Below are 13,321 nucleotides of genomic sequence, written 5' to 3'. Positions count from 1 at the left end.
TATGACGCACGGTTCGACGTGATGTTGGTGCACACACCAGATGCCCCGCAGGTTTCCCTGCCGCCTCTGTGAGAGAAAATGCCGCCCCGTCTATTCGGCATTTAGTGGCGTAGAGAGCAAAGAGCTCTTCAGGGGCAAGCCGCGTTCGCGTATCCCGGTCAATTCCGGGCGCAAGCCTTATTAAGTCCACTATTCCCATTGGGAAATCTGTTGTCCCATTGGGAAATCCATTGCCGCCTCATCCTGCTTGAAGGCGAGACTAGCTACGTACACACCGCTGTTTCTTTTGCTCGTCCAACTCGTCGCCTCCAGGTCTCGATGTCCGGCAAGCTCGTCTACGCAACATGCGTGACATCTCCGGGGTAGGTGTCTAGGAGATAACCCTCGTGGCCACCACATCATCTTTCGGCTTTCGACGCTTTAAGGCAGCGTGCGCTGCCATAGCGACCACCGCCGCCTTGTCTACTGTCTCCGCGCTCACTCCTGCAGTGGCTGCGGAACCTGAGCAGATCAACATCAAATCCCTGCTATCCTCCGACAACCCATCCATCGCAGATCTCGCGGGCGCAATCGCCCAGATTGAGGAGCGCATCGCACAAGCGGAAGCCTCCATAGGTGCGCAGCGCGAAACCGTCAACCGTGCGCTGGTCGATCTCAACGACGCCCGCACTAAGGCAAACCAAGCGCGCCAAGGAACAACGACAGCGCGCGAGCAGCTTGACGACGCACAAGCGGATGTCGCCGATGCTCAGGCCAAGCTGGATGAGGTCTCCCGTTCCGCCTACCGCCGAGCCAATACTTCCGATGCCGTCTCCCATGCGGCAGGAAAAGACGCGCGTTCGGACATGCTGGAGCGCCAGTCCTACCTTCGCTCGCAGTCTGAGAAGCAGCAGGCCGTCGTTAGCGACTTGGAGAAGCAGCGCACGGAAAAGGCGAACAAGGAATCCCAGCTGCGGAAGACCCAACAACTGGCCGAGGAACGTGCGGACCGGGCGGCCGATGCCGAGGCTGCCGCGCGCGAGCAACTCTCCGCGTCCGAGGCTTCTATTGAGGAATCCACGTCCGAACGCGAGGATCTGCTTTCCCAACTCTCATTTCTTCATAAGGCGCTAAATCAAGCCAAGGGTCTGGACGGAGAAGATGTGTCAAGCCCAACAACTGGATCTAAGGTCAAGGAGCGGGCCGGGACTAATTCTGCACAGGGTCGTTCTGAGTCTAGTGCCGCAACTCCTGCCGACGACCCATCGACGGTATCCTCACCGTCCGCTGCGGGGCACTCGACACCAGCCAGCACGGAGCCGACCGCCGAGTCCACAGCGTCCACCGTGGCCGGCCCCTCCGACTCTGAGGCACAGAACCCCACGCTTCAATCGCAGCCGTCGACGGCTTCTGCCTCTGCAGACGAATTGGAAGAGCTCTCTAGCGCCGCAAGCACTGTGGCTTCCGATCCGAACGTGCAAGAGTTGTCGTCGACAAGCACGGCCAGCTCCTCTGAAGAGAACGCCGAGAACTCCCAGGGCGGTAGCTCCAGCTCGTTCGATCCGAACGGAATCGATGCGGAAACCGTTGCACTTGGCATTGAAGCGGTGGGAACGGTGGCCTCGATGGTGGCCGCATCTCAGCCGGACCACAATAACAGCTTGAGCCAAGAGGAAATCGATGCTCTGGCGGAGGGCTCTTCCAAGCTCTTTGCCCTCCAGGGTGGGCAAGACAGCGCTGGGGAAGCGACGGATTCCACGGAGACGTCCGATAGCGATGCAGCGAACGCAACTGATGACGAGGATTCCCTTGAATCCGATGTCTCCGGTGTCCTGGAGGAACTTGACACCACCGATAGCGTGACGAAGAAGGCATCCGCTTCACTGGGCGATGCCTCTCGCGAAGCGAAGATCGAGACCGTGATCGAGCGTGCGACGTCTCAAGTAGGAGTTCCTTATGCCTGGGGCGGTGGCGATGCCAACGGTCCTACGCAGGGCATTCGCGACGGCGGCGTCGCTGACTCTTATGGCGACTACAACAAGGTCGGCTTCGACTGTTCTGGGCTGGTGCTCTATGCCTTTGCTGGCGTCGGCATTTCCCTGCCGCATTACACCGGCTACCAGTATCAGAAGGGAACCAAGATTTCCCCGAGCGAGATGCAGCGGGGCGACCTTGTCTTCTACGGCCCGAGCGGAAATCAGCACGTGGCAATCTATCTTGGTGACGGCACCATGGTCGAAGCTCCGCAGTCCGGTCAAAACGTCAGCATCTCCCCAGTACGTCAAGCCGGCATGGCACCCTATGCCGTGCGACTGATCTAGTTCAGCCCGTTGCTAAACTGGGCTGCATGACTGACACACTGCGTACTGCCCAGGGCAACACCCGCGGCACCGATTCGGTGCCCTCCTCATTTGACGCCCTCCTCGTCCTTTCCTTCGGTGGCCCGGAAGGAAACGAGGAGGTCGTCCCGTTTTTGGAGAACGTCACCCGTGGGCGAGGCATCCCGCGCGAGCGGCTCGAAGTCGTCGGGGAACACTATTTCCGCCTAGGCGGCATTAGTCCGCTTAATGCGCTAAATCGAGAGATTATTTCTAATGTTTCCGCAGAGCTGAAGGAACGCGGACATAATCTACCGGTTTATTTCGGTAACCGTAACTGGTACCCGTTTGGGACAGAAGCCGTCGAGCAGATGGCCGCCGATGGTGTGCGCAACGTCGCCGTATTCGCCACCTCCGCCTGGGGTGGCTACAGTGCTTGCCGCCAGTACAACGAAGACATCGTTGCATTGCGCAAGCACCTCGAGGACGAGCAACTGCCCAACATGAACTTCACCAAACTGCGCCAATTCTTCGATCACCCCAAGTTCATCGAGGAGATGGCTGCAGCCGTCCGTGAGGCTTATGCGGAGGTTCCGGAAGACAAGCTGGCTAGCACCCGCATGCTTTTTACTGCGCATTCAGTGCCATCGGCACACGATGCTGTTGGGGGAGCAGAAGGCGATAAACATATCTATTCCCGCCAGGTAGCGGAGGTTGCACGGCTCGTAGCCAAGGCTGCCGGGGTCCAGAATTATGACCTAGTGTGGCAATCCCGTTCAGGAAACCCAGCCACCCCGTGGTTGGAACCGGACATTGTCGACCACACCACGCGAATCCACGAGGAAGATGGTGTCGACAGCGTCGTCGTGTGCCCAATTGGATTTATCTCCGATCACATGGAGGTCATCTGGGATCTCGATACTGAACTGAAGCAAGCCGCTGAGGAAATGGGCGTCAGCGTCTATCGCACCCGCACCGCTGGTCCATCTGCAAGGTTTGCCTCGCTCGTCGTGGACCTCATCGAGGAGCTAGAGCATGACGCAGAACCTGCTTCACTCGGTGAGGTTACCGTTCAGGGCTGTACGGTCAATGGCGCACCCTGCGCTGAAGGTTGCTGTGACATCTGGTCTCTGCGCAAGCCGCATTAACGCGCGAAATCGGTGAGCGCATAAGCCACGCCGGCCATGCGTGCTTGGCGGATATGGCGCCACAGGCGCAGAAGCTGCGGATCGAGACTGTGATCTTGAATGCGGTCAGTCACCGTCTCGATGATGGCCGCCACGCGGTCGGCGCGGGCGAAAAGCTTCGCTGCCCGCCCCGGCACTGCAGCGGGTAATCCGGGGGTGTCGTAGAAATCGCTTAGTGTGCCTACTGTTAGCCGGGGATTGGGGAGGGCATCGCTGCGATAGCCCAATGCCTCGATGAGGTTTGCTGACTCATTCGTCGCAGTGCTCAAGAGCTCATCGGCCTCGCCCGGGCTAAGCCAAGCGGGCGAGGGTAACGGGGCGGTCTCTTCAATCACCGTCCACCGTGTCGCGCCCACGGCATAGGTGGGCACCAACACCAGGTTTCGATCCCGATTATTGGTACGCACCACGATTGCGCCTGCCGGATTTTCTGCCGCCGCTCGCGCCGATTCCGTGCCGGCTGGAAGTGCTGGCGCGTCGCCAGGACCGGAGAGAACTAGCCGAAGCAGCGGTTCGCGCTCTCCAAGCTCGATGACGGAGGCCGTTTCACGCCGGAGAAGTGACATAACATCAACAAACGGCTCTCCTTCGACTCCTTGTTGCTCACCACCCAGCTCGCTGAGGGCATCGAGAAGGTCATCGGTGGATTCGTGACCCCATAGCCATGCACCAAGCCAAACAGAAACGTTTTGTACAGGGGACCAGACTTCGGCGCGCATATCCATGGCTGGACAGTGTAGACGATAGGGTAGACCCCTATGAGCTTGAATTCCCGAGATCCCTATGGTGGCGATATTTTTGCAGGACATGCGCGGAACAAGAAGCCGGAGTACCCCGAGGTACCCGCTGAACCAGGCATGGTCGTCGAGGTTCGAGGTGATGACTTTGTAGGGGCAGTATTGGGCGTCGACAAAACCGTATGGGGCCCAGTCGTGCGCCTCGAGGACCGACATGGAAATGAGCGAGTATTCAAACTCGTGAAAGGGGGGTTCTTGTTGGAGGGGCAGCCAGTGACGTTAACGCGATACGTCGAAAAGCAGGCGCCGCGGAAGTCAAACTCCGGGTCGCGCCGTGTGGAGAATCTTGAGGCGAAAGTTGCCGCACCTTCGCGCATTTGGGTTGAAGGCATTCACGACGCGGCCATCGTTGAAAAGGTCTGGGGTCACGATCTGCGGGTGGAAGGTGTGGTCGTCGAATACCTCGAAGGACTCGATAACCTTGAGGAACGCCTGGCTGAGTTTCAGCCCGGTCCGGGACGCCGTGTGGGCGTCCTCGCGGATCACCTAGTCGAAGGATCAAAGGAAACGCGGTTGACGCAAACGGTGGGCAAGCACGTGCTTGTCACCGGTCACCCCTTCATTGATATCTGGGCGGCTGTAAAGCCTGAGCGCCTAGGGCTGCGCGCCTGGCCCGAGGTTCCCTATGGGGAAGACTGGAAGACGGGCATCTGCAAGCGCGCGGGGTGGTCTGATCCCAAGGAAGGGTGGAGCCGCGTGTACAACGCCGTGAATTCTTTCCGGGATCTCGATTCCACGCTCATCGGCGCCGTCGAGCGGCTCGTCGACTTTGTCACAACACCGGAATTGAGCAAAGAAGATTTGCTCTAATTCGAATTCGCTCGGTCAATGAGGTTGATGGCGAGCTGGCAACCGGCCGTCTCTGCTGCCCACCCCGCCGCTTGGAGGCGCTGGGACATCGCTTGTTTGGAAATGCCCAGCTCTTCCGCAGCTTCGTTCTGATTCAACCCGCCGCGTACAAGAGATGTCGCCTCACGGCCTTCCATTGTGCGCTTGTGCAGCACAAAGCCGAGTAGGGCGAATGCCGCTGCAATATCCTGCGCCTCCGCAGCGCGCCCGCGCCGATCAATTTTGGCGTAGACGTGTCCGGCCCGCGCCGAGCCCTTTACCGCGGCGGTTGCCACTGCGCGTGTTTCGGCATCACCTGCGCCTTCGCCAGGGATAATTCCAATGCCAATGGCCCAGTCACCGTCCGCGAGAAGCGCCATAACGACATCACAGACCGCCGGAGAAGAATAGGCCACAGCGCAAATATCCTCAACACCAAGGACCTCAAACTCGCCGATTCCCTCCAGGGTGGAAAGCGCGGCGGCGGATCGTTGGACCAAATCGGCGCGGCGTACCGAGCGTCCGCGGTAGCGGGCATGGACAGCTAGCACAGTGAGAGACTCCTTCCAGCAAGAAACAACGCTCAGTCTACTCTTTGCGCTTGACTGGGCCACGCATTCCGGGGCCGAGCGGCAACCGCGTGTCTAGGATGAGACCAGCGATTCCCACTGCCGCAGCGATAAGGAAGCCGGCGATCGTGTAGGGGCTCATCGCTCCGGTGAGCGCATCCCCGAAGAAGACCCCGATGGCGGTGGTGGGAATCGAACCGATGAGTGTAGCGATGGCGAAGTGAGTCACCGAAATCGGCGTGAGCGCTGCAACATAGTTTAGTAAGGAAAACGGAACTCCGGCGACCATTCTCAATGACGCCACCGCTAGCCAACCCCGGCGCTCAAGCCGGGCATTGATTGCATATACCGCTTTGTGCGTGAGATGCGGGCGAATCCACTCACCAAGTAAGCCGCGGACGATAAGGAGAGAAATGGTGGCGGAGATAGTCAGCGCGACAAGGGAAACAGAAAGCCCAAGCCACGGGCCGAAAAGAAGGCCTGCCGCCAAAGTCCACACGGTCCGGGGAATAGGGAACTGGGTGAAGAAGATGTAGGCGCCCGTAAAAGCAACGACAAACCACGGCCCGAGTTGGTCTGACCACGTGCGGAGGGCGGTGAGTGAGGGGACGTCGACAAGCACGGCGAGTAGCGTCAATGCCGCACCGGCAGCGACTACTGCCGTCCAACGTTTCCACGTCCAACGCTTGCAGCTTTGCCACGCAGCGCGGCCCAGGGACGCGAAGAAGTCCCCGACGCTGTGCACCCAACCTGTGTTCATAGAGATAGAAGTCTAGTGCCGAAGACGCCAAACCCCGCATTGAGTCCAAAGCATGGGAGAACGGCTAAAGACGGAGGCAGGAGACGGCTTGGCTGGCTGGGGAGCAGCTGAGAGCTGCACCTCAACTTACTGTTAAGCCGCGATTCGATGCATGAGTATTGCCTTGCACGCGGGATACTGAACAGCACTGCGCATCCGCAAGCATCTCTAGGGCCACTTCTATTGTGACCGTCTTAGCTAGTTTCACCTTTATTGTCTCTACGCCCTAGCTGCGGAGCGAATTCCTGATTCACTACCTACTTTTGGCGCCCGCCCTGGCGCCTGCATTTTTCTTTGGAGAGCATTATGGACTTTATCCACAACCTCACGTCTTATATGGACGCAGCCACCTTGCTCGAAGCCTTTGGGCCCTGGTTCATCGGTGGTATAGCCCTTGTCGTCTTCATCGAGTCCGGTGTGCTCTTCCCATTTCTTCCAGGTGATTCACTACTCGTAACTGCCGCGATTCTGCGCCATGAGCTCCAGGTCTCCCTGTGGGTACTCATTGCTGTAGGCATGATCGCCGCGATAGCTGGTGACCAGGTGGGGTACTGGATTGGGCACCGTTTTGGCCGTGGCCTGTTTAAGAAGGACGCTCGGCTTCTCAAACTGGAGTATCTCAACACCGCCGAGGACTTCTTCCACAAGCACGGCCCGCTTGCACTAGTGCTCGGAAGATTCGTCCCAATCGTGCGCACCTTCATTCCGGTAGCCGCCGGCACGGCGGGAATGCGGTACAAGAAGTTCATTGGATGGAATGTCAGCGGCGCAGTCGCTTGGGTGCTCTCCATGAATCTCGTTGGTGTCTTTCTCGGAAACATTCCGGGTATTGCTGACTCGATTGAGAAGATTATGCTGCTTATCATCGCGTTGTCGGTGGCGCCTATCGTCATCAAGGGCCTGCATAGCTACATCACGTCGAAGAAGAAGGCTACGGTAGTAGAGGAGACGGCACCTACTGCGGAATCGCACGCATAGACCTTCGACGCATGAAGAAGGCCCCGCGCCTCACATCATCATCTCTGACGGTGTGAAGCACGGGGCTTCGGTCTGTGCCCGAGGGGGGACTTGAACCCCCACGTCCGTTAATAGGACACTAGCACCTCAAGCTAGCGCGTCTGCCATTCCGCCACCCGGGCTAGGGTGTTTGTTCAGCCTCTCGGCTGGGCACTCGCATACTGTATCCCGAACCGGCATAACTTCACAAATCGCCACTTCAGAACGGGTTTTCACTGGGTTCTTAAACGAGGAAAACACAACGATGAAAGTTGCGTATCCACTGCCACCTCCTGAGACAGCCGGGTAGTAAGCGACAACGCGGCAGATAGCTTTCCGGTAGAAATGGATTTATGACTAGTAACACTTCACATTCCACTGCGAACTACGCCACCGACTCCCGTTTCCCCGGTCCAGACCCCTATGCACCGTTGGGGGTGTCCCAGCTTTTACCGTGGCCTCGTCCGATATCGAGGAGGGAGCGGAGATCGCAGAGCGTTTCCGCGCACCTGAAAATGTCTCGCCCCAGCTGTCGTGGTCGGATGTGCCCGAAGGGACCAAGTCCTTTGCCGTCACGTGCTTTGACCCTGACGCGCCGACGGGGTCCGGCTTCTGGCACTGGGCGGCCTTCAACATCCCGGCCGACGTACGCGAGCTCCCCACAGGTGCAGGGTCCGCTGAGGATCTCGGACTCGAAGGCGTTATCAGCCTGCGCGGTGACTCCGGCCAGCGCGTCTATTATGGCCCCCAGCCGCCGGCAGGTCACGCCCCGCACCGCTACCTCTTCGCCGTTCACGCCGTCGACGTCGAACGCCTCGAGATCGACCCGGAGGCAACACCTACGGTCCTCGGCTTCAACCTTTATTTCCACGCCCTCGGGCGCGCGATTACCTGGGGCTGGTACGAGGCCCACTAAGCGGCCCAATTACACTCATCACAATGAGTAAGAACCCGGACATCCCTCCCACATCCGACGGAGTAGAAATCCCCGCCGCCCTGCGCGTGGGCGGCGCTTTCATGTTGTTGGCTGCCGTGTTAGCACTATTCGGGCTCGTGTCCATTTTCACCGACGGATGGGGCGCCACCTTCGAATGGACGTGGCGCCGCCTCGCCATCGTTGGTGCGGCCCTCCTCGTCGGCGCATTCAGTACCCAACGCCGCGATCAGCGTGGTAGCCGCGAACAAATCATTGCGCTGATTCTCGCGCTAGTGCTTATCATCGCCAGCCGCGCGCTGCCTAGTACGGTCCTCACGACGATGGGCCAATACGTCGTCTTCCTCTACGCAGTGGCGGCAGGGCTGTGCGCGGTTATCATCCGCCGCACACTCTGCTAAACGCTGAAGCGCTCCGTGCGGCTGGCCTGAAAGCTCTTCGCCGGGCTAGTCAATCCATTCAAGACCAGAACCAATGGCCTCCGAGATATTGCTGAGGCGGTGAGCGTGGATCTGCTGGGCAATGCCGCGGTGGATGTCACGGATCCAATCCGGGCCGCCGTAAATCAAGCCGGTGTAGCCCTGCAACAGCGAAGCGCCTGCCGTGATGCGCTCCCATGCTTGCTCCGGGGTGGAGATTCCGCCTGCGGAAATGAGTACCAGGTCGTCGCCTACGCGGGCATGGAGGCGCTTGAGCACCTCTAAGGAACGCGCAGCCACCGGGGGACCCGACACGCCGCCTGCGCCCATGGCGGCAACCTCAGCGGATGGGGTCTTCAAACCCTCGCGAGAAATGGTGGTGTTGGTAGCCACGATTCCCGCCAGCCCCACGTCAACGGCCATATCCGCCACAGCATCAATGTCCTCATCGCTGAGGTCTGGGGCAATCTTGACCAAGACCGGCGAGGACGTCGATTCCACCACGGCTTCCATGATGGGGCGCAGCGATTCCACTGCCTGCAAATCACGCAGCCCCGGGGTATTAGGGGAGGACACGTTGACCACAACGTAGTCGGCCAGCTCCCCGAGAACTGATGCGCACTGACGGTAGTCATCCACCGCGTGCTCAGCCTCGGTGACCTTGTTCTTTCCGATATTGATGCCGATGACATCGTTGTAGCGGCGCTTCCGGAGGTTTCGTGCGGCCGCCAGCGCCCCTTCGTTATTGAAGCCCATGCGGTTGAGGATGGCCTTGTCTGCTTTGAGCCGGAACAACCGGGGAGCCGGGTTTCCCGGCTGCGCCTTCGGGGTGATGGTGCCCAGCTCCGCGTACCCAAAGCCGATGGCGGACCAGACGTCGGCTGCCGCCGCGTTCTTGTCAAAGCCTGCTGCTAGACCCAGCGGGCGCGGAAAGTGCACCCCAAACACGTCTTGTTCAAGGACGGGATCGGTAACCGGCAAAGCTTTGCCCAGAGCTCGGTTGAAGGGGCCGGCCGATTGGAACACAGCCAACCCACCGTTGATGATCCCGTGAATTCTTTCCGGGCTGAGCTTAAACATCCCCTTCAAGGCGGCTTGGTAAGCCACGTGGCGGGCGCGGTCAAGAGCGGAGTACTGCATGCATTGTCCTTTGGAAAGTTGAGGCTAAGGGGGGGACTGAAATACTAACGCGGGGATTTCTCGAGCTGTGGATCAGAAATGAATTGGAGCCCGTCGCCAGAAGCGGAGGCGGTGACGAGGGTGCCGTCGCCAAGCACGGCAATATTGCGCGCATCCGCCACCGTATCCATGGTGCCGACGTTCTCCGGGACACCCGCAGCGATGGTGTAGGCGTGGAGGAGGTTGTTGTCTGTAGTTGTCGCCCACGCTAGCTTGCGCCCGGCGTCCCAAGCCACACCCCACGGGGTGCCATCGGTATTGCCGTACTGGTGCAAGCGGATGACGTCGCTGGCGGTGTAAATGGCGATGCGCTTTCCGACGGTATCCGAAGCCACAACCACGGCGCCCTCGCCGCCTGCGATCTGACCTACACCCTGGCCCACGCGAAGGCGTCCTCCTGCACGCTCCTTCTCCCAGTCCAACGATTGAATCGTGGAGTCTTCCCTCAAGACACGGACGATGCCGTCGGCGCCATCCGGATTAGGCACGGAGATGAGCTGATCCGAGCCTGCTTCCACAGTGATGCCGGTAGTGCGTTCGCCGTCTAGGTACACGCCGATGGTGGTGGAGTCCTTCGAGCCAACGAAGACTTCGCCACTGGAGGCTTCCGCAGCCACCGTCACCGGTTGCCCCTCTTCCACAGCCAATTCCTGCGGGGAATCCGGCTTGAGCGGATCAATGAGCATAACTCTATCCCCGCACGCTAGAAGGAAGTGCTTCTCAGAAGCGGTGAGGTCACCACATTTCTCGTCCACGGTGACCTGCGTCGACTTTCTGCCTTCAAAGTCCGCAGCTGAACCTACCGCGAGCGAGTCCTCGGTGCGCACGGCGAGGATGTCGCCGACGGCTGCGAGGTCTGTCGCTGCATCGAATGGCACGACGGTACCCACCGGCTTCTCTGATGCCGGGGAGGACGCGGGCTCGGCCTTGCCATAGACCGCCGAGTCGGGGTCCCCGCCAACCCCGACCGTAGGATTACAGGCGGCAAGCGCGCATGCGCTGGAAAGGAGGGCAAAAGAAAGCAGGACTCGACGCGTTTTCACGATCCCTCATCCTAGCAGCCAGCGTGGTGGAAACAGGAAGCGATGGGACTCCCGAGTAGGCTATCGCGGGTGACTACAACAGCTACAACTGAAGCCATGACATGGCTGCAGGTCATCGTCCTGTCTCTTGTCCAAGGCCTCACCGAATTCCTGCCCGTGAGCTCGTCCGGGCACTTGCGCATCGTCTCCACTCTTTTCTGGGGACAGGATGCCGGTGCTTCCTTCACCGCTGTCATCCAGCTGGGCACCGAGCTAGCGGTGATCGTCTACTTCGCCGGGATGATTTGGCAGATCCTGAAAGGCTGGTGCGTGGGCCTCGTACACAAGGACCAGCGCGGTCAGGATTATCGAATGGGTTGGATGGTCATCGTTGGCTCAATCCCGATTGGCATCCTGGGAGTGCTGGGGAAAGACCTGATTAGGGATAATCTGCGCAACCTATGGATTACTGCTTCCATGCTCGTCCTGTTTTCCTTTGTGTTCATCCTGGCAGAGCGCGTGGGTAAGAAAACCCGCGGCTTCGACGAGCTCACGATGCGCGATGCCATCGTTATGGGACTATGCCAATGCCTGGCGCTCATCCCTGGCGTCTCACGCTCCGGCGGCACCATCTCCGGTGGCCTCTTCCTCGGCCTCGACCGTGAGGTGGCCACGCGCTTTAGCTTTCTGTTGGCTATTCCGGCGGTGATGGCCTCGGGGCTGTTTTCGCTTGGCGACGCCTTCGGTCCCACCGTGGGACAATCCGCCACCGGCGCCCAATTACTCGTTGGCACGCTCATCGCCTTCGTTGTGGGCTATGCATCTATCGCCTGGCTGCTGAAGTTCGTGGGCAGCCACTCCTTCGAGTGGTTCGCCGCTTACCGCATCCCCGTCGGCCTGATCGTCATGCTCTTGCTGGGCCTTGGCGTGCTGGCCGCGTAGGAGGTGAAGAGGCCCAGCCCCGCAGCACCCTGCGATACACAGCCATGTGCCCGGCCATGCGCCCGCGTCGGAGGCAGCACACGTTAGGATTGTGGGCATGCAATCTTGGCCTGTCCCGCACATCGATTCCGTCCCTGGCGCCCCGTCGCCGCTTCACCTCTATGACTCCGCTGATGAAGCGGTCAAGAAGCTCGACATCAGTGGGGAGACTGCCACCATGTACGTCTGTGGCATCACCCCATATGATTCGACCCACCTGGGCCACGCCGCGACCTATCTGACCTTTGATCTGATTTACCGCCAGCTGCTGGATAACGGCTACAAGGTGAATTACGCCCAGAACATCACCGATGTGGATGATCCGCTCTTCGAGCGCGCGGAGCGCGATGGCGTGGATTGGCGCGAGTTGGGGACCTCCCAAATCAACCTTTTCCGCTCAGACATGGAGCTGCTCTCCGTGTTTCCTCCGCAGCACTTCGTTGGGGCGATGGAAGCCATCGACGAGATTACGGAGATGGTGCAGGCGCTTCTCGACGCAGGTGCGGCCTACGTCGTCGATGACCCCGACTATCCGGACGTCTACGCATCCATCGAGGCCACGAAGAACTTCGGCTACGAGTCGAATTACTCCCGCGAGCAAATGGAGACCTTCTTTGCCGAGCGCGGTGGCGACCCTGATCGCCCTGGTAAGCGCGATCCTCTTGATGCTCTTATTTGGCGCGCGCACCGTGAAGGCGAACCGGCCTGGGATTCGCCTTTTGGTCCGGGCCGCCCTGGATGGCACATTGAGTGCTCCGCCATCGCAACCAACCGGCTTGGCTCCAGCTTCGATATTCAAGGCGGCGGGTCGGACCTGAAGTTCCCGCACCACGAATTCTCCGCAGCGCATGCGGAAGCAGCGCTCGGCGTGGAGCGCATGGCGCAGTCCTATGTACACACCGGCATGATCGGCTTGGACGGAACCAAGATGTCCAAGTCTTTGGGCAACCTCGTGTTCGTCCACAAGCTCGTGGAGGCGGGCGTCGATCCCTCAGCGATTCGCTTGGGCGTCTTCGCCGGCCACTACCGTGCCGACCGCGACTGGTCAGATGACGTTTTGCGCACTGCGCAGGAGCGACTCCAGCGATGGCGCGAAGCTTTAAGCCATCCGGGCACGGTGGAGGAAGTCAAGGAGGTCATTCAGCACCTGCGGTTGGCGTTGGCTGATGATCTCGATACTCCGCGCGCCATTGCGGTTCTCGATGAATGGGCGAAGAAGGCTCCAGAATCCGGGGAAGCAACAGAAGAGGCATCCGATTTGCTGCGCACCGCAGTTAATTCCTTGCTGGGCGTGCGCCTCTAGGTAACTTCAG

12 protein-coding genes, 1 tRNA gene and 1 pseudogene are annotated in these 13,321 nt (G+C 59.8%); 8 read left to right on the top strand and 6 right to left on the bottom strand.

Annotated elements, in window-relative coordinates; translation table 11 throughout:
- Positions 1-386: 386 nt before the first annotated feature.
- Entirely contained in the window at positions 387-2,300 is a 1,914-nt protein-coding gene (locus HMPREF2967_RS03125; protein WP_070684969.1) for a DIP1281 family NlpC/P60 protein, read from the top strand.
- A 26-nt stretch (positions 2,301-2,326) separates the two neighbouring features.
- Positions 2,327-3,445: a ferrochelatase gene (locus tag HMPREF2967_RS03120; protein ID WP_070684967.1), complete on the top strand. Its 1,119-nt coding sequence runs from the start codon at positions 2,327-2,329 to the stop codon at positions 3,443-3,445.
- Here HMPREF2967_RS03120 and HMPREF2967_RS03115 read toward each other — a convergent pair.
- Positions 3,442-4,209 (bottom strand): hypothetical protein, encoded by a 768-nt coding sequence (locus tag HMPREF2967_RS03115; protein ID WP_070684965.1) that lies wholly within the window; start codon positions 4,207-4,209, stop codon positions 3,442-3,444. The genes HMPREF2967_RS03120 and HMPREF2967_RS03115 overlap by 4 nt on opposite strands.
- A 33-nt stretch (positions 4,210-4,242) precedes the next feature.
- Here HMPREF2967_RS03115 and HMPREF2967_RS03110 point away from each other — a divergent pair, with 33 nt between their 5' ends.
- Positions 4,243-5,091, top strand: a complete 849-nt coding sequence (locus HMPREF2967_RS03110; RefSeq protein ID WP_070684962.1) for a DUF3097 domain-containing protein — start codon at positions 4,243-4,245, stop codon at positions 5,089-5,091.
- Here HMPREF2967_RS03110 and HMPREF2967_RS03105 read toward each other — a convergent pair.
- The gene (locus tag HMPREF2967_RS03105) at positions 5,088-5,660 is read right to left on the bottom strand and encodes a MarR family transcriptional regulator (RefSeq protein ID WP_070520572.1); all 573 of its coding nucleotides are present in this window, start codon (positions 5,658-5,660) and stop codon (positions 5,088-5,090) included. The two genes, HMPREF2967_RS03110 and HMPREF2967_RS03105, sit on opposite strands and share 4 nt — an antisense overlap.
- A gap of 37 nt (positions 5,661-5,697) precedes the next feature.
- Positions 5,698-6,438, bottom strand: coding sequence for a TVP38/TMEM64 family protein (locus tag HMPREF2967_RS03100; RefSeq protein ID WP_070684960.1), 741 nt, complete (start codon positions 6,436-6,438; stop codon positions 5,698-5,700).
- A gap of 345 nt (positions 6,439-6,783) precedes the next feature.
- On the opposite strand from HMPREF2967_RS03100, the gene HMPREF2967_RS03095 reads away from it, so the two are divergent.
- A complete protein-coding gene (locus HMPREF2967_RS03095) occupies positions 6,784-7,455 on the top strand; it encodes a DedA family protein (RefSeq protein WP_198531012.1) in 672 nt (223 codons plus the stop codon).
- 75 nt (positions 7,456-7,530) lie between these two features.
- Here the strand turns inward: HMPREF2967_RS03095 and HMPREF2967_RS03090 are convergent.
- Positions 7,531-7,616: transfer RNA gene (locus tag HMPREF2967_RS03090), tRNA-Leu, on the bottom strand.
- Between the two features lie 210 nt (positions 7,617-7,826).
- Here HMPREF2967_RS03090 and HMPREF2967_RS03085 point away from each other — a divergent pair.
- Both HMPREF2967_RS03085 and HMPREF2967_RS03080 read left to right on the top strand, forming a co-directional pair.
- A pseudogene (locus tag HMPREF2967_RS03085) lies at positions 7,827-8,389 on the top strand (YbhB/YbcL family Raf kinase inhibitor-like protein).
- A gap of 23 nt (positions 8,390-8,412) precedes the next feature.
- Entirely contained in the window at positions 8,413-8,808 is a 396-nt protein-coding gene (locus tag HMPREF2967_RS03080; protein ID WP_070684958.1) for a hypothetical protein, read from the top strand.
- Positions 8,809-8,853: 45 nt separating this feature from the next.
- Here HMPREF2967_RS03080 and HMPREF2967_RS03075 read toward each other — a convergent pair whose 3' ends face one another.
- A complete protein-coding gene (locus HMPREF2967_RS03075; protein WP_070684957.1) occupies positions 8,854-9,966 on the bottom strand; it encodes a quinone-dependent dihydroorotate dehydrogenase in 1,113 nt (370 codons plus the stop codon).
- 44 nt (positions 9,967-10,010) lie between these two features.
- On the bottom strand, positions 10,011-11,048 hold the full coding sequence (locus tag HMPREF2967_RS03070; RefSeq protein ID WP_070684955.1) for an NHL repeat-containing protein: 1,038 nt from the start codon (positions 11,046-11,048) through the stop codon (positions 10,011-10,013).
- A 69-nt stretch (positions 11,049-11,117) separates the two neighbouring features.
- Here HMPREF2967_RS03070 and HMPREF2967_RS03065 point away from each other — a divergent pair, with 69 nt between their 5' ends.
- Both HMPREF2967_RS03065 and mshC read left to right on the top strand, forming a co-directional pair.
- Complete coding sequence (locus HMPREF2967_RS03065; RefSeq protein ID WP_180952115.1) at positions 11,118-11,969, top strand: undecaprenyl-diphosphate phosphatase; 852 nt, start codon at positions 11,118-11,120, stop codon at positions 11,967-11,969.
- Positions 11,970-12,066: 97 nt separating this feature from the next.
- Positions 12,067-13,311 carry a cysteine--1-D-myo-inosityl 2-amino-2-deoxy-alpha-D-glucopyranoside ligase gene (gene mshC / locus HMPREF2967_RS03060; protein WP_070520550.1) on the top strand — a complete coding sequence of 415 codons (1,245 nt, stop codon included), beginning with the start codon at positions 12,067-12,069 and terminating at the stop codon, positions 13,309-13,311.
- Positions 13,312-13,321 lie beyond the last annotated feature (10 nt).

The sequence above is a fragment of the Corynebacterium sp. HMSC059E07 genome (genome assembly GCF_001814395.1).
Classification (GTDB): domain Bacteria; phylum Actinomycetota; class Actinomycetes; order Mycobacteriales; family Mycobacteriaceae; genus Corynebacterium; species Corynebacterium hesseae.
The sequence above is the reverse complement of the archived record's forward strand: the minus strand, read 5'-3'. Positions and strand labels throughout refer to the sequence as shown.

Excerpts from the sequence above, each read along its gene's own strand:
- HMPREF2967_RS03120 (WP_070684967.1), top strand. The coding sequence starts at position 2,327 with ATGACTGACACACTGCGTACTGCCCAGGGCAACACCCGCGGCACCGAT.
- HMPREF2967_RS03115 (WP_070684965.1), bottom strand. The coding sequence starts at position 4,209 with ATGGATATGCGCGCCGAAGTCTGGTCCCCTGTACAAAACGTTTCTGTT.
- HMPREF2967_RS03110 (WP_070684962.1), top strand. The coding sequence starts at position 4,243 with ATGAGCTTGAATTCCCGAGATCCCTATGGTGGCGATATTTTTGCAGGA.
- HMPREF2967_RS03100 (WP_070684960.1), bottom strand. The coding sequence starts at position 6,438 with ATGAACACAGGTTGGGTGCACAGCGTCGGGGACTTCTTCGCGTCCCTG.
- HMPREF2967_RS03095 (WP_198531012.1), top strand. The coding sequence starts at position 6,784 with ATGGACTTTATCCACAACCTCACGTCTTATATGGACGCAGCCACCTTG.
- HMPREF2967_RS03080 (WP_070684958.1), top strand. The coding sequence starts at position 8,413 with ATGAGTAAGAACCCGGACATCCCTCCCACATCCGACGGAGTAGAAATC.
- HMPREF2967_RS03075 (WP_070684957.1), bottom strand. The coding sequence starts at position 9,966 with ATGCAGTACTCCGCTCTTGACCGCGCCCGCCACGTGGCTTACCAAGCC.
- mshC (WP_070520550.1), top strand. The coding sequence starts at position 12,067 with ATGCAATCTTGGCCTGTCCCGCACATCGATTCCGTCCCTGGCGCCCCG.